The sequence below is a fragment of the Streptomyces lothianensis genome (assembly GCF_047779955.1).
In the GTDB taxonomy this organism is placed as follows: Bacteria; Actinomycetota; Actinomycetes; order Streptomycetales; family Streptomycetaceae; genus Streptomyces.
In genome coordinates, this window is record NZ_JBLMKT010000040.1 from 1 (window position 1) to 19,863 (window position 19,863).

The following is a 19,863-nucleotide window of genomic DNA, read 5'->3' on the forward strand; positions in this document are numbered from 1 at the left end:
CAGAGCAGGACTCAGAAGCCATTCCCCACCCCGCTAAAGCGGGGCGTCCCCTGGCTAGGTCCTGATGGGAGACCGCTGGCACGTCGAGGTCGACCGGGGTGTGTGCATCGGGTCGGGGATGTGCGTGACGAGTGCGCCCGAGGGCTTCCGGCTCGACACGGCGCGGCAGTCGCATCCGCAGGCCTCGGAGGTGGACGCGAACGAGGAGACGCTCACCGCGGCGGAGGGCTGCCCGGTGGAGGCGATCACGCTGACGCTGCTCGGGAGCGGGGAGGCGGTGTATCCGCCGGAGGATTAGGGGCGGGCGGGCGGCCTCCCGGTGTCCGCCCGCATCCGAACCTCGTTCGGATCTCCACAAGCGTCCGGGGCTACTCCGGAACCGTCAGCTCGATCAGCTTGCACACCGTCTCGATGTCGATCTTCACCTGGGCGATCGAGGCGCGCCCCGAGAGCCAGGTGATCAGGGCCGAGTGCCAGGTGTGCTCGATGACCCGGACCGCGGAGAGCTGCTGCGGGCTCGGGTCGTCGAGGCCCATCGCGTCCAGGATGATCGCCGTCGTCAGCCGCGAGACCGTGTCCACCTCGGGGCTCACCGAGCGGTCCGCGAAGGTGAGGGCGCGCACCATGGCGTCGGCGAGATGCGGCTCGCGCTGCATCGCGCGGAACGCCCGCATCAGCGTCTCCGCGACCCGCTCGGCGGGTGTCTCGCCGGCCGGCGGGTGTTTGCGGATCGTGCCGTGCATGTGCTGCAGCTGGTCCTGCATCGTGGCGACCAGCAGGTGCACCTTGGAGGGGAAGTAGCGGTAGAGCGTGCCCAGGGCGACCTGGGAGGACTCGGCGACCTCGCGCATCTGTACGGCGTCGAAGCCGCCGCGGCTGGCGAGCTGGGCGCTCGCGTGCAGGATGCGGCGGCGGCGGGCCTCCTGACGTTCGGTCAGGGCCGGGGTCGCACCGACGGCGCCGGATTCCATTGCTTCCGCTGTCATCTGTCCCGTTCCGCGTTCCGTGTCCGGCTGGGTGGGGGAGTGGGGAGCCCCGGGTGGGCCACAGCATGGCAGGAGCGCGGTCGTGGCGCGAATCACCTGATCCAGGCCTTCCGGTCTGCTTACCTGCCGGTAAATTCGATGCTCTTCAAGCGATCAAGTCTGAAACTTGTTCTAGGTTAGCGTCCCGGCGTAATCTCGCGGGCAATGCAGTCAGAAGGGGGCCGTGAGTGACCGCTGAGGCCATGGAGGCGGGTCCCGCGGGCCCCGTGCGTACGGCCGGTGACCGTCCGGTCTCCGGTGACCGTCGAACCCCCGATGGGCGCCCGACCGGCGGCGAGCGGCCGCTGCGGATCGCGCTGCTCACCTACAAGGGGAACCCGTTCTGCGGCGGACAGGGTGTCTACGTACGTCATCTCTCGAGGGAGCTCGCCCGGCTCGGCCATGACGTCGAGGTCATCGGGGCGCAGCCGTATCCCGTGCTCGACGAGGTCGACGACCGCGTATCGCTGACCGAGCTCGCCTCGCTCGACCTGTACCGCTCGCCCGACCCCTTCCGTACGCCGAAACGCGAGGAATACCGCGACTGGATCGACCTCGTCGAGGCCGGAACCATGTTCACCGGCGGATTCCCCGAACCGCTGACCTTCTCGCTGCGGGCCCGGCGCCATCTCGCCGCCCGCCGCGGTGACTTCGACGTCATCCACGACAACCAGACGCTCGGCTACGGCCTGTTGGGCGGACCGCGCGTGCTCGGCGCCCCGCTTGTGACGACCATCCACCACCCGATCACCGTCGACCGGCAGCTGGAGATCGATGCGGCCGTCGGCTGGCGGGAGCGGGCCGGCAAGCGGCGCTGGTACGGGTTCACGCGGATGCAGAAGCGGGTGGCGCGGCGGTTGCCGTCGGTGCTGACCGTCTCCGGGACCTCGCGGGACGAGATCGTCGAGCACCTCGGGGTGCGCGACGAGCGGATCCACGTCGTGCACATCGGGGCCGATACGGACCTGTTCTCGCCCGATGACTCGGTCGCCGAGGTGCCCGGGCGGATCGTCACGACCTCCAGCGCCGACGTCCCGCTCAAGGGGCTCGTGTACCTCGTGGAGGCGCTGGCCAAGGTGCGGACCGAGGTGCCGGACGCGCATCTCGTGGTGGTCGGCAAGCGGCCCGAGCAGGGGCCGGTCGCCAAGGCGATCACGCGGTACGGGCTTGAGGACGCGGTGCGGTTCGTCAAGGGCATCTCCGATGCGGAACTGGTCGACCTGGTGCGGTCGGCTCAGGTGGCGTGCGTGCCCTCGCTGTACGAAGGGTTCTCGCTTCCGGCGGCGGAGGCGATGGCCACGGGCACGCCGCTGCTGGCCACCACCGGTGGGGCGATTCCCGAGGTGGCCGGGGCGGACGGGGAGACATGTCTGGCCGTCCCCACCGGGGACGCGGGGGCGCTGGCCGCCGGGCTCACCCGGCTCCTTGCGGACCCGGATCTGCGGGTGCGGCTCGGTCGCGCCGGGCGTGAGCGGGTGCTGGCCAGGTTCACCTGGGCACGGGCCGCGGAGGGGACGGTGGCGCACTATCGGGCGGCGATGGCCGCGGCCGGTTCGCGTGGCGCCGTCGGGGTGCGGTGATGAGTTCGGTTCCCCCAGTCATGCGAAGCACCCACCGGTGGGTGGGCCACCCTGGCGCTTCGCCCCTTGCCCCCGATCGCGCTGAACGCGCCCGTCCTCACATGCCGGACGGGCTCAAAGAAGAAGGCAGGCCTGCGTGCTGACCGTTGACTTCTCCCGCTTCCCGCTCGCCGCAGGCGATCGTGTGCTCGATCTCGGCTGTGGGGCCGGGCGGCATGCCTTCGAGTGTTATCGGCGCGGGGCGCAGGTCGTGGCGCTCGACCAGAACGCGGAGGAGATCCGCGAGGTCGCCAAGTGGTTCGCCGCCATGAAGGAGGCCGGGGAGGCGCCCGAGGGGGCCACCGCCACCGCCATGGAGGGCGATGCGCTGAACCTGCCCTTCCCGGACGAGTCCTTCGACGTCGTGATCATCTCCGAGGTCATGGAGCACATCCACGACGACAAGGGCGTGCTCGCCGAGATGGTGCGCGTACTCAAGCCGGGCGGCCGGATCGCCGTGACCGTGCCGCGCTACGGGCCCGAGAAGGTCTGCTGGGCGCTCAGCGACGAGTACCACGAGGTCGAGGGCGGCCATATCCGTATCTACAAGGCCGAGGAACTGCTCGGCCGGATGCGCGAGGCCGGACTCAAGCCCTACGGGACGCATCACGCGCACGCGCTGCACTCGCCGTACTGGTGGCTCAAGTGTGCATTCGGCGTCGACAACGACAAGGCGCTGCCGGTGCGCGCATACCACCAGATCCTGGTCTGGGACATCATGAAGACGCGCGGCATCTCCACACTCACGCGTGCCGCCGAGCGGGCGCTCAACCCCGTGATCGGCAAGAGCTTCGTGGCGTATGCGACCAAGCCGCATCTGCCGAAGTCGACGGTGGCGGGAGCCAAGTGACCACGCCCCGGACGCAGCATCTCGTACTGCCCGGGGTCCTCACCGCCGAGCAGGCCGCGCAGACCGTCGAGGGCATCCTGGCGTGCCAGCGCGAGGACGGCGCGATCCCGTGGTTCCGCGGGCACCATCTCGACCCGTGGGACCACACCGAGGCCGCGATGGCGCTCGATGCGGCCGGCGAGCACGAGGCCGCCGAGCGGGCCTACGACTGGCTCGTACGGCATCAGCGCGAGGACGGCTCCTGGTACGCGGCCTATGCCGACGGGGACGCCGGGCAGGTGACCGACCGCAGCGCCGAGTCCAACTTCTGCGCGTACATCGCCGTCGGCGTCTGGCACCACTACCTCGCCACCGGGGACGAGGCCTTCCTGGAGCGGATGTGGCCCGCGGTGTGCGCGGCCGTCGAGTGGGTCCTCGCGCTGCAGCAGCCCGGCGGGCAGATCGGGTGGAAGCGCGAGGAGGACGGCAGGGCCGTCACGGACGCGCTCCTGACCGGCTCCTGCTCCATCCACCAGGCCCTGCGCTGCGCGCTCGCCATCGCCGAGCAGCGCGAGGAGCCGCAGCCCGACTGGGAGCTCGCGGCCGGTGCGCTCGGTCATGCGATACGCAGCCACCCGGAGCGGTTCCTCGACAAGGACCGCTACTCGATGGACTGGTACTACCCGGTCCTCGGCGGCGCGGTCACGGGCGCGGAGGCCACGGCCCGGATCAAGCAGAGCTGGGACCGGTTCGTCGTGCCCGGCCTCGGGGTGCGCTGTGTCTCGCCCAACCCCTGGGTGACCGGCGGTGAATCGGCCGAACTCGCCCTCGCGCTGTGGGTGATGGGGGAGTCCGACCGGGCCCTGGAGATCCTCAAGGCGATCCGGCATCTGCGGGATGACGGGTCCGGGCTGTACTGGACGGGTTACGTCTTCGAGGACGAGGCGATCTGGCCGCAGGAACTCACCGCGTGGACCGCGGGGGCGCTGCTGCTCGCGGTCGCGGCGCTCGGCGGGCACGAGGCCACGTGTGCGGTCTTCGGCGAAGGGCGGCTGCCGGCCGGGCTTGAGCCGGACTGCTGCGCCGGGCAGGGGGCCTGAGCTGAGAGGCTGTTGCCTTCGACTGCAGCCTCTGAGAGAGGCGGGGCCGTCACCCGGATGGGCTCGCCCTGGTGGCAGTACCCGAAGAGGCGCGTGAGTCTGCCGGGAGGGCTGCGGGTCATTCTCGTGCGCGGCCCCCGCTCCTCGTGGGAGGTCCACCGTGCCCAGCTCCGCATCCGCGGCTCCCGGCGGCATACGCCGGCCGCTGATCGTCCGTATGGCCGTCGCCCTCGCCCTGTGCGGGGCATTGCTCGCCGGGACCACGGCCTGTGGTTCGAGTGACGACGACGCGGGGGCCGAGCCGAGCGGCAGCGTCACCGGCACGGCCGAGCGGCAGAAGTTCGCCAAGACGCGGTTCGTGGCCAATGCCGGGCTCGCCGCCGGGGCCGCGTATCAGTGGATCATCAAGCCGGCGCGGGACGGCAAGTTCAAGAAGGGCGCCGACGGGCGGAAGTTCACGCTCGTCAAGGCGGGGCTGGCCGGGACGTTCGCGTACAACCGGCTGAAGGCCGCGGCGAAGAACGCGGAGGGCGACCCCCTGCTGGCGAAGGCGGTGGCGCCGCTGATGGCCGGGATCGACTCCCTCAAGGAACTGCCGTCCAAGCTGCGCAAGGGGGAAGGAGCGGACGCGGCGGCGGGTGTCTTCGACGACGTGATCAACTCGGTGAAGGACGCGGGGAACGACGCGGGGGCGCCCGTCAAGGACAAGGTGCCGTCGTTGTCCCAGCTGGGCGGCTGAGGACGACGGGGACGCCTGGGGGAGGGGCGCCTGGGGAGTGGCGCCTGGGGAGTGGCGCCGGGGTGCGACCGGAGGTCAGGCCAGCTCCGCGAGGACCCGCAGCGTCTCCAGGTCCGGGGACATCAGGAGGAGGTCCGTGACCGGGCCCTTGCGCCAGGAGGCCAGGCGGTCCGCGATGCGTTCGCGGGGGCCGATCAGGGAGATCTCGTCGGCGAAGGCGTCGGGGACCGCGAGGACCGCTTCCTCCTTGCGGCCCTCGGCGAACAGTTCCTGGATGCGGCGGGCCTCCGCCTCGTAGCCCATGCGGGCCATCAGGTCCGCGTGGAAGTTCTTCGAGGCGTGTCCCATGCCGCCGATGTAGAAACCGAGCATCGCCTTGACCGGCAGCAGCCCCGCCGTGACGTCCTCGCAGACCTGGGCCCGGGCCATCGGCGCGATCCGGAAGCCCGCGGGGAGATCCGTGAGCGAGGCCTCGTAGACGTCCGTGCGGGTCGGGGACCAGTAGAGCGGGAGCCAGCCGTCGGCGATCCGGGTGGTCTGCGCGATGTTCTTGGGGCCTTCCGCCCCCAGGAAGACGGGCAGTTCCGCCCGCAGCGGGTGCGTGATCGGCTTCAGCGGTCTGCCGAGTCCGGTGCCGTCCTCGCCCGTGTACGGGTGCGAGTGGAAGCGGCCGTCGAGGCGCACCGGGCCTTCCCTGCGCAGGACCTGGCGGATCACCTCCACGTACTCGCGGGTCGCGGTCAGCGGGCTCCTCGGGAACGGGCGGCCGTACCAGCCCTCCACCACCTGCGGCCCGGAGAGTCCCAGGCCGAGCATCATCCGGCCGCCGGAGAGGTGGTCGAGGGTGAGGGCGTGCATCGCCGTCGCGGTCGGGGTGCGCGCGGCCATCTGCGCGACCGCCGTGCCCAGCTTGATGGTGGAGGTCTGCGCGGCGATCCAGGTGAGCGGGGTGAAGGCGTCGGAGCCCCAGGCCTCCGCGGTCCACACCGAGTCGTAGCCGAGGCGTTCCGCCTCCTGTGCGAGCGCCACGTGCTCCGGTTTGGGGCCGCGCCCCCAGTAGCCGAGCGTGATCCCGAGCCGCATCCGAGCCCCCTGGCCGCCGGAGATCAACTGACGGAGCGTCAGTTGCGTGAATTCAGGGCACTGTAGAGGGTGCGGGGCGACAAGGCAACGGCGCCGGGGGCGGTTACGGCCCGGAGGGCAACTGTGGCCCGGGCCGACCGTGGCCCGGGCCGACTGCGGACCCGGGCCGACTGCGGACCCGGGCCGACTGCGGATCCGGGAACGGCGACGGCCCTCCGCCCGCGAGGGGCGAAGGGCCGTGCTGTTGTGTTGCGTGTTGCGTGTTGCGTGCAGCGTGCTGTCGCTGCGACAGTCCTCAGCCGCGCTGGATGCCCGTCGTGTCCTGAAGCACACCACGACGGCCGTCCTGGGTCTGGGCGACGAGGCCCGGGCCGCGCTGCTCGACCGCCAGGTACCAGGTACCGGGGGCGAGTTCGGCGATCGGGTTCGGGCTGCCGTCCTCGCCGTACAGCGGGCGCTGCGCCGGAACCGCGAACCAGAACGGCGAGAAGTCGCCCTGCGGCGCCGGGGTGCCCTGCTGCGGGCCGGGCTGCTGCGGGCCGGGCTGCGTGGGAGCCGGAGCGCCCTGCTGCGGGAAGCCGCCCTGCTGCGGCTGGCCCGGCTGGCCGCCCGGGTAGCCGTAGCCACCCTGCTGCGGCTGGCCCGGCTGCGGCTGGCCCGGCTGGGCACCCGGGTAGCCGTAGCCACCCTGCTGCGGCTGGCCGCCGTACTGCGGAGCGGCCGGGGCGGGGGCGCCGGCGAGCGGGGCCTGGAGGGCGGGGACGAGGTTGCTCGCGACCGCGGCGCCCGCGAGGGCCAGCGTGGCGATCAGGGCGAGGATCAGGCCGATCCCGGCCTCCAGGTCCTCACCGCCGCCGCCGAGGCTGCCCAGGCCTTCGAAGACCGCGTCGAAGGACTGCTCGAGGTCGAACATCGCGAACAGCGCGCTCAGCGCCGACGCCACGGTCAGCGTCACGCCCACGGTGCCGAGTTCGAGACCGGCCACCTTCTTGCCCGGCTGCTGGGCCCGGCCGAGGACGATGAGTGCGGCACCGAAGATTCCGGTGAGGTACACGCTCATCAGCAGGTTGCCGTTGTCCCACGCCGTGGGAATGTCGTCACCCTTGCCGTCGAACGTGTCCAGGAAGGAGGCGATGAACAGCAACACCGCTGCTGCGATCACCACGCCGTCGCCTCGTGTCAGAGAGCGGAAATTCACTTCAGGTCCTTCTTCGTCGTCGAGTCGTCGGTGGGCGTCGCTGTCGCCGGAGCGCCGGGTCGGCGGCGCGGGCAAGGTCCCATCGGCGGCCCCCCATCGTACGGAGGAGACTATCGCCCGGTCGGCCTGGGTGTCTGCTGGGTATAAAGACGCCGGATGACTGCCCGGCCCGAGATAAGGAGACACACAACCGCGGTATTGGTTCCCGAATGGATGCGGCAACATGAGCGATCCCGTACGCGTGTCCGTTCTGGAGGCCCCCGATGTCCGCGATGCCCAAGCCCGAGATCCTTGCCGCATTCGAGGCGGCCAAGGGATTCATGCCGCTTGATGAGGGTTTGGCGCTGTACGCGGCGGCCGTCGAGGCCGGTGATCTCGGGCTGCCGCTGCTCGAAGTGGGGACGTACTGCGGGCGCTCCACGATCCTGCTCGCCGACGCGGCGCGCGAGACGGGCGTGACGGCGCTCACCGTCGACCACCACCGGGGCAGCGAGGAGCAGCAGCCCGGCTGGGAGTACCACGATCCCGAGGTCGTCGACCCCGAGATCGGGCGGATGGACACGCTTCCGACCTTCCGCCGCACTCTGCACAAAGCGGGCCTCGAAGAGCATGTTGTGGCGCTCGTGGGCAAGTCGCCGCAGGTGGCGCGGGTCTGGGGAGGCTCACTCGGCTTCGTGTTCATCGACGGCGGCCATACCGACGAGCACGCCGCAGCGGACTACGAGGGCTGGGCGCCGCATCTCGCCGAGGGCGGGCTGCTCCTGATCCATGACGTGTTCCCCGACCCGGTGGACGAGTTCACCGGGCAGGCCCCGTACCGCATCTATCTCAGGGCGCTTGAGTCCGGTGCGTTCACGGAGGTCTCGGCGCACGGCTCGCTGCGGGTGCTGCGGAGGACCGGTTCCGGTCGGTGACCGGCGGCTGTCGGCCGGGCCCACGGTCACCGCGTCTCAGTCGCGCGGGATCGCCAGTTCCCGCAGCGGATCGCCGCCGTCGATGAAGAGCCGGGCGTCCGCCGTCGTCGCCAGGGCGAGGCGGCGCAGCACCTGCTCACCGGCATCCGGGTGCCGCCCGTCGAGGGCGCCGACGCGGACGGCGAACACCAGGTCGTAGGGTTCCTCATCCGGCCCGAGCACGAACTCCTCGGCCGCTGTGCGGCGCAGGCTCATCCGGCCCGCCGCGATCTCCTCCCGCGCGGCGGCCTCGGCCTGCGCGATGACGCTCGCGGACCGGTCGACGGCCAGGATGTGGCCGGTGGTGAGCCGCTCGGCCACGGCCCGGGCGGCCGCGCCGGGGCCGCAGCCGATCTCCAGGACGCGGGAGTCCGGCTGCAGCGGCAGCGCGTCCACGATCGCGGCGAGCCGCGGCGAGAGACGTACGGGCATGAGGCGGAGCATAGGTCTCGGCCGGGGCGCGCCGGGACCGTACGCGCCCGCCGCTCCCCGGCCCGCTGCCCGCGCCGGGACCGTACGCGCCCGCTGCTCCCCGGCCCGCTCCCCGCGCCGCTCACTTCGCCACGGGCGCTGCTCGTGACCCGCTGCCGCGAACGGTCAGTCGAACTGCGGCGGACGCCGGTAGCCCCAGGGTTGTGCGGACTCGATCTGCGCGCACAGTGAGATGAGCCGGTGCTCGCCTGCGGGGCGACCGGCGAGCATCACCCCGATCGGCACGCCCTCGGCGCTGCGCCCGAGCGGCAGGCTCGCGGCGGGCTGGCCGCTCGCGTTGAACGCGGCGGTGAAGCAGCTGAGGCCGGTCTGCCGCTTGGCGTCCTGGAGCGCGTCGCCCTCCTGGAACCACTCGGGTGTCGGCGGCCGGATCGCCAGGGTGGGCGTGAGCACGGCGTCGTACGGGTCCTGCGCCTCGACCGCGCGGCGCGCGGCGAGCTGACTGCCGTTCAGCGCGTCGAGGAACTTCTCGGCGGGAAGCCCGCGCCCGATCTCCCGCCACCACCGGCTGAGCGGCCGCAGGCTCTCCTCGTCCGGCGTCTTCATCAGGAGCGACTGGGTGGCCCAGATCCCGAGGAACGCATCGCGCAGGGTCTCCCCGAACGGGTTCGGGATCTCCACCACCTCGTGTCCGAGCGAGGCGAGCAGTTCGGCGGCGGCGGTGTGCGCGGCGGTGATTTCCCGGTCCACGGCGAGCTCGGGCAGCCCCGGGTCCGTATAGACACCGATCCGCAGTCGGCCGGGGTCCCGTCCGGCGTACTGCAGATACGTCTCACCCTCGGGCAGCGGCGGCGCCCAGAACGGATCGCCGGGCTGCGGCACGGCCAGGGCGTCGAGCATCGCGGCCGAGTCCCGGACCGTCCACGACAGCGGCCCCTGGATGCTGAACCCCGTCACATCGCTGCCCAGCGGGCCGTTGCTGACTCGGCCGCGCGAGGGCTTCAGGCCGAAGATCCCGCAGCAGGAGGCGGGGATGCGGATGCTTCCGCCGCCGTCGCTGCCGTGCGCGAACGGCACGAGCCCCGCGGCGACCGCGGCCGCCGCGCCGCCGCTCGACCCGCCGGCGGTGCGGCTGGTGTCCCAGGGGCTGCGGGCGGGGCCGACGAGGTCGTTGTCCGTATAGCCGGAGAGGCCGAACTCGGGGGTGTTCGTCTTGCCCAGGCTGATCGTGCCCGCCTCGCGCAGCAGCCGGACCGCGTGCGCCTCGGACCGGGGCACGAAGTGCTCGAAGGCCTTCGAACCGAAGGTGGTGCGGGCGTCCGTGGTCGCGTTCAGGTCCTTGATCGCGGTCGGTACGCCGAACAGCGGCGGCAGCGTGTCCCGCTCGCCCTTCACGAGCCGCTGCTCGGCGGAGGAGGCCTGCTCACGGGCGCTTTCCGCGGTTACGGTGAGGAACGCGCCAAGCTGTTCGCCGTACCGGGCGATCCGGTCGAGGTGGTGCTCGACGAGCTCCACCGGGCCGACCTCTCCGCTCCGTACGGCCGCGGCCTGTGCCACCGCGTCGAGCTCGTGCAATCCGGACTGCCCCATCGCGGATCCTCCTGGCTGGCGGCTGTGCTTCGACGATGACCCAGAGACTGGTGTCACGCATCACACAGCCGAGCACCGCGCCGTGTCAATACCGACCAGTTGGTAGGGCGGTTGGCGCTTGTGTCGTGTGGGGGCTTCCCGGGGCCGGACGCTAGGCTCGCGGTCGTGTCGTATGACGATCCGGATGATCCAGCTCCGCGCCCGCGCCGTCCGCTGAGGCGGGGCGGGGGTCTCGTCGCGGCCGCCGCCCTGGTCCCGGCCGCGCTCGCGGGCTGGCTGGTGTGGCAGGCGATGGGCGGCGGGGCCGGCGAGGGGCAGTCGTCGACGGCGCAGTCCGGCTCCTCGGCAGGGGCGAGCCCGACGGGTGAGGCGCCCTCGGAGGCGGCCGGCGACTCCAAGCCCTCGAAGCCCGCCGGGTCCTCGACCGCCTCGGGGTCCGCGGCTCCCTCGGAGTCCTCGAAGGCCACCAGGAAGCCCGCGCCGGGGAAGGGTCCGCTCGCCGGCAAGGTCGTCGTCATCGACCCGGGGCACAACCCGTCGAACGTCAAGCACACGAGCGAGATCGCCCGCCAGGTCGACATCGGCACCAACAAGAAGCAGTGCGATACGACGGGCACCGCCACCAACTCCGGCTACGCGGAGGCCGAGTTCACCCTCGACGTCTCCCGCCGCGTCCGCGCCCTCCTGGAGGAGCAGGGTGCCACGGTCAAGCTCACCCAGAACGCCGACCGCCCCTTCGGCCCCTGTATCGACGAGCGCGCCGAGATCGGCAACGAGGCCGGGGCCGACGCGGTCGTCTCCGTCCATGCCGACGGCTCGGGTGCGGGCAACCGCGGCTTCCACGTGATCCTGCCGGCCTCCGTCCACTCCGGCGCCGCCGACACTCGCGCGATCGTCGAACCCTCCCGCGACCTGGGCACCCGTATCGCGGGCCGGTTCCTCGCGGCGACCGGCATGCGCCCCTCGAACTACATCGGCGACGGCACCGGCCTCGACGTCCGCCGCGATCTCGGCGGCCTCAACCTGTCCAAGGTCCCCAAGGTCTTCATCGAATGCGGCAACATGCGCGATGCCGAGGACGCGGCGCTGCTGACCAGCGCGTCCTGGCGCCAGAAGGCCGCCCGCGGCATCACGGACGGGATCGCGGGCTTCCTGAAGTCCTGACCGCGCCTCGACGAGTCCTCACCGCGCACCCTCCGCAAGGATCCTGACGGTCCGTCAAAAGCGACCCTCATCTGACCTTCCGTCAGATTGAAACGTGTTCTACTCTGCCCGCCATGGGTCTCGGGATCACGCAGGAGCAACGCGAACTGGCCGATGCCGTCCGCGGGTGGATCGCCCGCACCGTTCCGCCGGAGGACGTGCGCAAGGTGCTCGAAGCGCCCGGCGGCGGAGGCAGACCGGCCTTCTGGGACGGCCTCACCGAACAGGGGCTGCTCGGGGTGCATCTGCCGGAGGAGTACGGCGGCGGGGGCGGCACACTCGTCGATCTCGTCGTGGTCGTCGAGGAGGCCGCGCGGAACGCACTGCCCGGACCGCTGCTTGCCAACTCCCTCGCGTCGGCCGTGCTTGAACGGGCCGGTGAGCGGGAGCTGGCGGCCGCGCTCGCCGAAGGCGCCAGGATCGGAGCGGTCGCCCTGACCGCCGGGACGCTCACGTTCGTCAGCGACGGCGAAGGCCATCTGCTCGACGGCGTGGCACCACCCGTGCTCGGCGGCGCGGAGGCCGATCTGCTGCTGCTTCCCGCGCAGGGCGCGGAAGGCGTGCGGTGGTTCGTCGTGGACGCCGCCGATCTCGCCGTACGGATGCAGGAGAGCGCCGATCCGACCCGGCCCACCGCCGAGGTCACGGCCGAAGGGGCGCGCGGACGCCTGATCGACGTCGGTTCCGGGCTCGTACGGGACCTCGCGGCCGTCGTCTTCGCCGCCGACGCCTGTGGAACCGCCGCCTGGGCGGTGGAGACGGCGGCCGAATACGCCAAGGTGCGCGAGCAGTTCGGGCGGCCGATCGGACAGTTCCAGGGGATCAAGCACCTGTGCGCCGACATGCTGATCCGCCTCGAACAGGCCCGCGCCCTGGCCTGGGACGCGGCCCGCGCGGCCGGCGAGGCGGACGCGGAGGGCACGCAGAACGCCGACGTACGGGAGCTGGCCGGCGCGCTCGCCGCCTCCGTCGCGCTCGACGCCGCGTACAGCTGCGCCAAGGACTGCATCCAGGTGCTCGGCGGTATCGGCTTCACCTGGGAGCACGACGCGCACCTGTATCTGCGCCGGGCGCTCGTCGCCCGGCAGCTGATGGGTGCGGGGGATGCCCACCGGCTGCGCGCCGTACGCCTCGCGGAAGGCGGGACGCGCCGCGAACTGCGGCTCGAACTTCCCGCGGCGGCCGAGGAGTTCAGGGCGCGGGCGCGCGACGTCATCGAGCCGGTGCGCGGGCTCGACCCCAAGGCCGTACGGCGCGAACTCGCACCCACCGGGTACACGGCGCCGTACCTGCCCGAGCCCTACGGACTCGGGGCCGGGCCCGTGCAGCAGCTCGCCGTGCAGCAGGAGCTGCGGGCCGCGGGCGTGAAGGTCTCCGATCTGGGGATCGCGACCTGGGTGGTGCCCTCGCTCATCGCGTACGGCACGCGGGAGCAGCAGGACCGCTACCTCGCCCCGACACTGCGCGGCGACCTCATGTGGTGCCAGCTGTTCAGCGAACCCGGCGCCGGATCCGACCTCGCCTCGCTGCGGACCAGGGCCGAGCGGGTCGAGGGCGGCGGCTGGAAGGTCAACGGGCAGAAGGTGTGGACGAGCGCCGCGCAGTGGGCCGACCACGGGATTCTGCTCGCCCGGACGGACCCGGAGGCGCCCAAGCACAAGGGGCTCACGTATTTCGTCGTCGACATGAAGAACACCCCTGGCATCGACATCCGGCCGCTGCGGGAGATCAGCGGCGAGGCGATGTTCAACGAGGTCTATTTCGACGATGTGCTGCTGCCGGACGAGGCCGTGGTCGGCGAGGTCGACGGCGGCTGGCAGGTCGCCCGCAACACCCTCGGCAACGAGCGGGTGCACATGGCCGACCAGATGACCTTCGACACCGGCCTGGAAATGCTCATCGCACGGGCCGACGGTCTCGACAACGCCACCCGGGCCCGGATCGGCGCGCTCGCCGCCGAGGCGCACGCCCTCGCCTGTATCGGACTGCGCACGACACTGCAGCAGGTCTCCGGGCTCGAACCGGGCGCCGGAGCATCCGTCCGCAAGCTCGTACAGACCCCTCACCAGCAGAAAGTCGCCGAGCTCGGACTCGAACTGCTCGGTCCCGCGGGCGCGTTGCGGGAGGGGCCCGGGGCGGGGGCCGTGCACTCGTTCCTGATGTCCCGCTGTCTGACGATCGCGGGCGGCACCACCCAGGTCCAGCTCAATGTCGTCGCCGAGCGCATTCTCGGCCTGCCCAGGGATTGAGAGATATGAAGACGTACATCGTCGGCGTCGGGATGACGAAGTTCGAGAAGCCCGAGAGCCGGGACTGGCAGTACTGGGACATGGCGAAGGAAGCGGGCACAAAAGCCCTCACGGACGCGGGGATCTCCTACGATCTCGTCGAACAGGTACCGGCCGGATACTGCTTCCAGGCCTCCACGGCCGGGCAGCGGGCGGCGTACGAGATCGGGCTCACCGGCGTTCCGGTCTACAACGTCAACAACAACTGCGCCACGGCCTCCACCGCCCTGATGATGGCCCGCCAGTTCGTGGCCGGCGGACTCAACGACTGTGTGCTCGCGCTCGGCTTCGAGAAGATGAAGAAGGGCGCGCTGGGCGGCGGCGCGGATGGGGGCGACTTCAAGACCTCGCCCGTCGCACGGCACTACGGGATCATGGCCGCCAGGCACGGCTTCGAGATGTCCCCGCCCACCGCGCAGATCTTCGGCGACGCCGCCCGCGAGCACATGGAGCTGTACGGGACGAGCGAGGCGCAGCTCGCGGCGGTCGGCGCGAAGAACCACCGGCACTCGGCGCACAATCCCCACGCCCAGTTCCAGGACGTCTACACCGTCGAGGAGATCCTCGCCGCCAAGACCATCCACCGGCCGCTCACCAGACTCCAGTGCTCGCCCACCTCGGACGGGGCGGCCGCGGCGGTCGTGGTCTCGGAGCGGTTCGTGGAGCGGCACGGCCTGGAGGACAAGGCCGTCGAGATCATCGCGCAGACGATGACCACGGACACGGAGGAGTCCTTCGCGTCCGGGTCCTGCATCGACGTCGTCGGCAAGCCGATGTCGGCGGCCGCCGGACGCCAGGTCTTCGAACAGGCCGGGCTCGGCATCGACGACGTCGACGTCATCGAGCTGCACGACTGCTTCTCCATCAACGAACTCCTCACCTACGAGGCGCTCGGCATGTGCGCGGAGGGCGAGTCCGGCAAGCTCGTCGAATCGGGCGCGACGACGTACGGCGGCAAGTGGGTCGTGAACCCGTCGGGCGGCCTGATCTCCAAGGGCCACCCGCTGGGTGCGACCGGCCTCGCCCAGGTCGCGGAACTGTCCTGGCAGCTGCGCGGAGAGGCCGGCCCGCGGCAGGTCCCCGGGGCACGTGTGGGCCTGGCCCACAACATCGGGCTCGGCGGGGCGGCGGTGGTGACGGTGCTGCGGCTGGGCTGAGCACTCAGGCCCGCCGGCGTTCGAGGCGATCCGAGCGAAGCTCGGATGTGGGTGGAGTCCTAGTCCCCAAGGCGGATGGCCGATGCATCGAAACCCCGATGCATCGGCCATCCACCGCCTGAGAGCATGACCGGCATGGCCCTGATACCCACCGAAACCGCGCCCGCCGCCCAAGCCTCCCGCACCCGCTCCATCCCCACCTGGGCCGTCGTGCTCACCGCCTGTGCGGGGCAGTTCCTCGTCGTGCTCGACGTCTCCGTGGTGAACACCGCGCTGCCGTCGATGCGCGCCGACCTCGGGCTGAGCGCGCTCGGACTGCAGTGGGTGGTCAACGCGTACTCGATCGCCTTCGCCGGCTTCATGCTGCTCGGCGGCCGGGCCGGGGACCTCTTCGGGCGCAAGCGGATGTTCCTCGTCGGGCTCGGCCTGTTCACCGCCGCCTCCCTCGCCGGCGGCCTCGCCCAGGAGAGCTGGCAGCTGCTCGTCGCCCGCGCCGTCCAGGGTCTCGGCGCCGCCGTACTCGCCCCCTCGACGCTGACCCTGCTCACCTCCGCCGTCCCCGAGGGCCCGGCCCGCGTCCGGGCCATCGGCACCTGGACCGCGGTCGGCGCGGGCGGCGGCGCGGCCGGCGGTCTCGTCGGCGGGCTGCTCACCGATCTGCTGTCCTGGCGCTGGGTGCTCCTCATCAACGTGCCGATCGGCGTCCTCGTCCTCACCGCCGCCGTCTTCTGGCTGAGCGAGAGCCGCGGCGGCGAACGCCGCAGGCTCGACCTGCCGGGCGCGGTCCTCGTGACGGCCGGGCTCGCCACCCTCGCCTACGGGATCGTGCAGACCGAGGCCGAGGGCTGGACGGCGCCCCAGACACTGCTCCCGCTGGCCGCAGGCCTGCTGCTCATCGCGGTCTTCGTCGCCGTGGAGGCGCGCGCCAAGGCCCCGCTGATGCCGCTCGGGCTGTTCCGGCTGCGCTCGGTGGCCGCGGCCAACGCCGTGATGATGTTCTGCGGCGCGGCCAGCTTCGCCATGTGGTTCTTCATGACGGTGTACGCGCAGAACGTCCTCGGCTACTCGGCCCTGGAGGCCGGACTCGCCCTCGTACCCTCCTCGCTGACCGTGATCATCGGATCCAAGCTGGCACCCCGCCTGATGCCGCTCATCGGCCCGAAGAACGTCACGGTCATCGGCATCCTGACCACGGCCGCCGGATACGGCGTGCAGCAGGCGGTCGTGCGGCCCGACGGCGGGTACGTCACGTCGATCCTGCTCCCCGGCATCCTGATGATGCTGGGCGCGGGCCTCGCCATGACCCCGCTCGCCTCCCTCGCCACCTCGGGCGCCGCGCCTTCCGAGGCGGGCCTCGTCTCGGGTCTGGTCAACACCTCGCGGACGATGGGCGGTGCGCTGGGGCTGTCGATCCTGTCGACGATCGCCGCGGCGCACGCGGGCGGGGGCTCCGACCCGGTGGCGCTGACGGAGGGCTATGCGGCCGCGTTCCGTACGAGCGGGCTGATCCTGCTCGGCGGAGTGGTGCTGGTGCTGGTGTGGCTGCCCGGCGCGGAGCGCGGGCCGAAGACCGCGTAGGGGGGGCGGCGCGGTGGTCGGCCCCGGTTCCGCTCGGCGCGGTACGGAACGGGTTCCGGCTCCGCAACCGCTCACGCGACACGTACCTCACGCGGCAGGCACCTCACGCCATACGCACCTCACGCCATACGTACCTCACGCCATACGTACTTCACGCCATGCGCACCTCACGCCATGCGCACCTCACGCAGTACGTACCGGAAGATGTGCCGCCAGCCGCGCCTCCACGCGGAAGCCGCCGTGTTCCGCCGGCCCCGCCTGCAGGCTCCCGCCCGCCTGCGCGAGCCGCTCCGACAGCCCGTGCAGACCCACCCCGGGCTCTCCGGGCAGGGAGGATCCCACCCCCGGAGTCCGCGCGCCTTCGCCCCGCCCGTTGTCGGTGACCGACAGGCGGACCTCCTCGGCCGATCCCACGAGCTCGATACGGCAGTTCGTCGCCCCCGAGTGCCGTACGACATTGGTGACCGCCTCCCGCAGCACCCAGGCGAGCACCGCGCCGGTCACGGGCGAGGGCGGCGGGCCCGAACGCCGGACCACCGCCTCGAAGCCCGCGGAGGCGAGCGCGTCGCGGGCGCGGTCGAGTTCGGTGGTGAGGGAGGACGCGCGGTAGCCGGTGACTGCCTCGCGGATCTCGGTGAGCGCCTGGCGGCCGACGTTCTCGATGTCGGCGACCTGCCGCAGCGAGGCCTCCGTGTCATGCGGGGCGAGGCGGCGCGCGGCCTCGGACTTCACCACGATCAGGGAGAGGGTGTGGCCGAGCAGATCGTGCAGATCGCGCGAGAAGCGCAGCCGCTCCTGATCGACGGCCGTCCGTGCCAGCTCCTCGCGGGTCTCGCGCAGTTCGACCACCTTCTCCCAGAGCGCGAGCAGCGCGGCCGTCACCATCCCGGAGAGCAGGGTGCCGTATCCGGTGGTGACGGCCGAGGAGGGATCCGCGTCCTGCCGGGCGGCCGTGGCCGCGGCCAGCACGGTCAGGAGGCCGACCGTCCAGGCGAGGCGGCGGCCGCGCAGGTTCGTGCCGACGGCCAGCGAGAGCAGCGGGAAGAAGGCCAGCCACGGCCCGCCGTAGCCGATCGCCAGGGCGAAGGTGACCGCCGCCATGACCGCGAGCGCCGCGCGGGTGTACGGGGAGGTGCGGGCCGCGGGGGTGAAGGCGCGGAACACCACATAGACGTAGAGGGAGTTGAAGGCGAGCAGGCCGACGGCCCCCACCCACGGGTTCGGGGTCTCGCCCTTGACCACATGGGACAGCGATCCCATGCCCAGGAGCAGCCAGGGCAGGAAGGCGAACGCGCTGCGCGGGCGGGGGCAGAGGCGGCTGTGGCGCTGTGGGGAGCGCTTCATCTCAGGCCGCGCGGGCCGTACGCCGGTAAGAGGAGGCGGCGTACGCGCCGAACAGGAGCAGCCAGCCCAGCAGCACCCCGAGCGTCAGCGCACCCGGCGCCGAACCCTGTGTCGTCGACCAGCCGAGGTCGGCGAAGCTGTGCGCGGGCGTGTAGTCGGACAGGGTGCGCAGCCAGCCGGGGAACAGCTCGGACGGGAACCACAGGCCGCCGACGATCGCCAGACCCATCGTGCAGATCATGTTGACCACGCCGGTGACCTGGGTGCTCAGCCGGTAGCCGTTGCCCAGGCCGAGCAGCGTGAACGGCAGCGCGCCCAGCCACAGGAGCAGGACCAGGGCGGGCCACTGCCAGGCGTCGAGCCGTACGCCGTTGACGAGCGCGCCCGCCGCCATGACGGCGATGATCGACGGGAGGACCGTCACCGACCCGGTCAGGGCGCGGCCCGTGACGGCCTCGCGCGGGGTGAGCGGGGTGACGCGCAGCTGGCGCAGCCAGCCGTGCGCGCGGTCGTCGGCGACGGCGGTACCGGTGCCGAGCGCCGCGCCGAGAGCGCCGTACGCGGCCATCCCGACCATCGCGGACGCCTTCCACTCGCCCTCGTCCTCGCTCACCCCGATGTTGGTGAACAGGAGGTACATCAGGACGGGCAGGCCGATCCCGAAGACGACGAAACCGGTGTCGCGCAGGGTGCGGCGGATTTCCAGGCGCAGATAGTCGAGCATGATCAGACCGTTTCCAGTACGTCGGCGGGGCGGGCGGGGGCGTTCTTCTCCGGGGCGCCGGTCAGGGACAGGAACGCATCCTCAAGGGAGGCCGGTTCGACGCGCAGGCCGCGGATGGCGTTCCGCTCGGCGAGCGCGATCACCGTCGCGTCCGAGTCCTCGCTGCGCAGACTCGCCCGCTCGCCGCGGATCTCCACGGCCGTCACGCCCGGCAGGGAGTCAAGGCCCGCGGAGCCCTCGCCGGCCAGATCGAAGGAGACGAGGGTGCCGCCCGCGCGGCGCTTCAGGGCCTCGCCCGGGCCGTCCGCCACGATCCGGCCGTGGTCGATGACCACGATCCGGTCCGCGTTGGCATCGGCCTCCTCCAGGTAGTGCGTGGAGAACAGAACCGTGTTGCCGCGCCGCGCGTAGCCGCGCATCGCCTCCCAGAACGACTGGCGCGCCTCGACGTCCAGGGCGGCGGTCGGCTCGTCGAGCACGATCAGGTCGGGATTGCCGGCGAGCGCGAGGGCGAACCGTACGCGCTGCACCTGGCCGCCGGAGAGCTTGTCCACGCGGCGGTCGGCGAGCTCGGTGAGACCGGCGAGGGCGAGCGCCTCGGCGACCGGCATCGGCTGCGGGTACCTGCGGCCCACGAAGGTGACGAGCTCGCGGACGGTGGCACGCGGGACCGGACGGCCGTCCTGCAGCATCGCGCCCACGCGACCGGCCCGTACGGCCCGCTCGGGAGTGGTGCCGAAGAGACGCACCGCGCCCTCGTCGGGCTCGTCGAGACCGAGCAGCAGCGAAAGGGTGGTCGACTTGCCGGCACCGTTGCGCCCGAGCAGCGCGACGGTCTCGCCACGCTCGACACGTAGATCGATGCCGTCGACGGCACGCACGGACGGGAAGGCGCGGACCACGGTGCTCAGGTCCACGGCCCGGATGGATGAGGTCATACGACGACAGTACGAAGCGGGGCGGGGCAGGCGGCAGGATCTGCTGTCAGCAGCTCCGTAGGA

The 19,863-nt window shown here is 71.9% G+C and carries 17 protein-coding genes and 1 pseudogene; 10 read left to right on the plus strand and 8 right to left on the minus strand.

Annotation, left to right across the window (positions count from 1 at the left end; translation table 11 throughout):
• The first annotated feature begins 64 nt into the window (after positions 1-64).
• Positions 65-298: a ferredoxin gene (locus ACLF6P_RS14375; RefSeq protein WP_415950634.1), complete on the plus strand. Its 234-nt coding sequence runs from the start codon at positions 65-67 to the stop codon at positions 296-298.
• A gap of 70 nt (positions 299-368) precedes the next feature.
• Here ACLF6P_RS14375 and ACLF6P_RS14380 read toward each other — a convergent pair whose 3' ends face one another.
• Positions 369-986 (minus strand): TetR family transcriptional regulator, encoded by a 618-nt coding sequence (locus tag ACLF6P_RS14380; protein ID WP_415950635.1) that lies wholly within the window; start codon positions 984-986, stop codon positions 369-371.
• A 227-nt stretch (positions 987-1,213) separates the two neighbouring features.
• Here ACLF6P_RS14380 and ACLF6P_RS14385 point away from each other — a divergent pair, with 227 nt between their 5' ends.
• The 4 genes and pseudogenes from ACLF6P_RS14385 to ACLF6P_RS14400 all read left to right on the plus strand — a co-directional run bounded on the left by ACLF6P_RS14385 (position 1,214) and on the right by ACLF6P_RS14400 (position 5,312).
• Entirely contained in the window at positions 1,214-2,605 is a 1,392-nt protein-coding gene (locus ACLF6P_RS14385; RefSeq protein ID WP_415950636.1) for a glycosyltransferase family 4 protein, read from the plus strand.
• Between the two features lie 127 nt (positions 2,606-2,732).
• A pseudogene (locus ACLF6P_RS14390) lies at positions 2,733-3,494 on the plus strand (class I SAM-dependent methyltransferase); the annotation flags it as partial.
• Entirely contained in the window at positions 3,491-4,573 is a 1,083-nt protein-coding gene (locus tag ACLF6P_RS14395; protein ID WP_415950637.1) for a prenyltransferase/squalene oxidase repeat-containing protein, read from the plus strand. The pseudogene ACLF6P_RS14390 and the gene ACLF6P_RS14395, both read left to right, overlap by 4 nt.
• A gap of 217 nt (positions 4,574-4,790) precedes the next feature.
• Positions 4,791-5,312 (plus strand): hypothetical protein, encoded by a 522-nt coding sequence (locus tag ACLF6P_RS14400; RefSeq protein ID WP_415950693.1) that lies wholly within the window; start codon positions 4,791-4,793, stop codon positions 5,310-5,312.
• Positions 5,313-5,387: 75 nt separating this feature from the next.
• On the opposite strand, the gene ACLF6P_RS14405 is transcribed toward ACLF6P_RS14400, so the two are convergent.
• Together ACLF6P_RS14405 and ACLF6P_RS14410 are read right to left on the minus strand one after the other, a co-directional pair.
• Positions 5,388-6,395: an LLM class F420-dependent oxidoreductase gene (locus tag ACLF6P_RS14405; protein ID WP_415950638.1), complete on the minus strand. Its 1,008-nt coding sequence runs from the start codon at positions 6,393-6,395 to the stop codon at positions 5,388-5,390.
• Positions 6,396-6,690: 295 nt separating this feature from the next.
• On the minus strand, positions 6,691-7,593 hold the full coding sequence (locus ACLF6P_RS14410) for a hypothetical protein (RefSeq protein ID WP_415950639.1): 903 nt from the start codon (positions 7,591-7,593) through the stop codon (positions 6,691-6,693).
• Positions 7,594-7,856: 263 nt separating this feature from the next.
• Between ACLF6P_RS14410 and ACLF6P_RS14415 the strand changes: the two genes are divergently transcribed.
• Positions 7,857-8,507, plus strand: coding sequence for a class I SAM-dependent methyltransferase (locus tag ACLF6P_RS14415; RefSeq protein ID WP_415950640.1), 651 nt, complete (start codon positions 7,857-7,859; stop codon positions 8,505-8,507).
• A 36-nt stretch (positions 8,508-8,543) separates the two neighbouring features.
• On the opposite strand, the gene ACLF6P_RS14420 is transcribed toward ACLF6P_RS14415, so the two are convergent.
• On the minus strand, positions 8,544-8,978 hold the full coding sequence (locus ACLF6P_RS14420) for an SAM-dependent methyltransferase (protein WP_415950641.1): 435 nt from the start codon (positions 8,976-8,978) through the stop codon (positions 8,544-8,546).
• Between the two features lie 165 nt (positions 8,979-9,143).
• A complete protein-coding gene (locus ACLF6P_RS14425; RefSeq protein ID WP_415950642.1) occupies positions 9,144-10,568 on the minus strand; it encodes an amidase in 1,425 nt (474 codons plus the stop codon).
• Between the two features lie 165 nt (positions 10,569-10,733).
• Here ACLF6P_RS14425 and ACLF6P_RS14430 point away from each other — a divergent pair, with 165 nt between their 5' ends.
• The 4 genes from ACLF6P_RS14430 (at position 10,734) to ACLF6P_RS14445 (ending at position 16,794) form a co-directional block, all read left to right on the plus strand.
• The gene (locus tag ACLF6P_RS14430; RefSeq protein ID WP_415950643.1) at positions 10,734-11,732 is read left to right on the plus strand and encodes an N-acetylmuramoyl-L-alanine amidase; all 999 of its coding nucleotides are present in this window, start codon (positions 10,734-10,736) and stop codon (positions 11,730-11,732) included.
• A gap of 113 nt (positions 11,733-11,845) precedes the next feature.
• Positions 11,846-14,020 carry an acyl-CoA dehydrogenase gene (locus ACLF6P_RS14435; protein ID WP_415950644.1) on the plus strand — a complete coding sequence of 725 codons (2,175 nt, stop codon included), beginning with the start codon at positions 11,846-11,848 and terminating at the stop codon, positions 14,018-14,020.
• 5 nt (positions 14,021-14,025) lie between these two features.
• Positions 14,026-15,216, plus strand: a complete 1,191-nt coding sequence (locus tag ACLF6P_RS14440) for a lipid-transfer protein (protein ID WP_415950645.1) — start codon at positions 14,026-14,028, stop codon at positions 15,214-15,216.
• Between the two features lie 135 nt (positions 15,217-15,351).
• A complete protein-coding gene (locus ACLF6P_RS14445; RefSeq protein WP_415950646.1) occupies positions 15,352-16,794 on the plus strand; it encodes a DHA2 family efflux MFS transporter permease subunit in 1,443 nt (480 codons plus the stop codon).
• A gap of 183 nt (positions 16,795-16,977) precedes the next feature.
• Here the strand turns inward: ACLF6P_RS14445 and ACLF6P_RS14450 are convergent, their stop codons facing one another.
• From ACLF6P_RS14450 to ACLF6P_RS14460, 3 genes are read right to left on the minus strand one after another with little or no spacing between them, the layout of a single operon-like run.
• Positions 16,978-18,138 (minus strand): sensor histidine kinase, encoded by a 1,161-nt coding sequence (locus tag ACLF6P_RS14450; RefSeq protein ID WP_415950647.1) that lies wholly within the window; start codon positions 18,136-18,138, stop codon positions 16,978-16,980.
• A gap of 1 nt (position 18,139) precedes the next feature.
• Positions 18,140-18,862 (minus strand): ABC transporter permease, encoded by a 723-nt coding sequence (locus tag ACLF6P_RS14455; RefSeq protein WP_415950648.1) that lies wholly within the window; start codon positions 18,860-18,862, stop codon positions 18,140-18,142.
• A 2-nt stretch (positions 18,863-18,864) separates the two neighbouring features.
• The gene (locus ACLF6P_RS14460) at positions 18,865-19,800 is read right to left on the minus strand and encodes an ABC transporter ATP-binding protein (protein WP_415950649.1); all 936 of its coding nucleotides are present in this window, start codon (positions 19,798-19,800) and stop codon (positions 18,865-18,867) included.
• Positions 19,801-19,863: the final 63 nt, after the last annotated feature.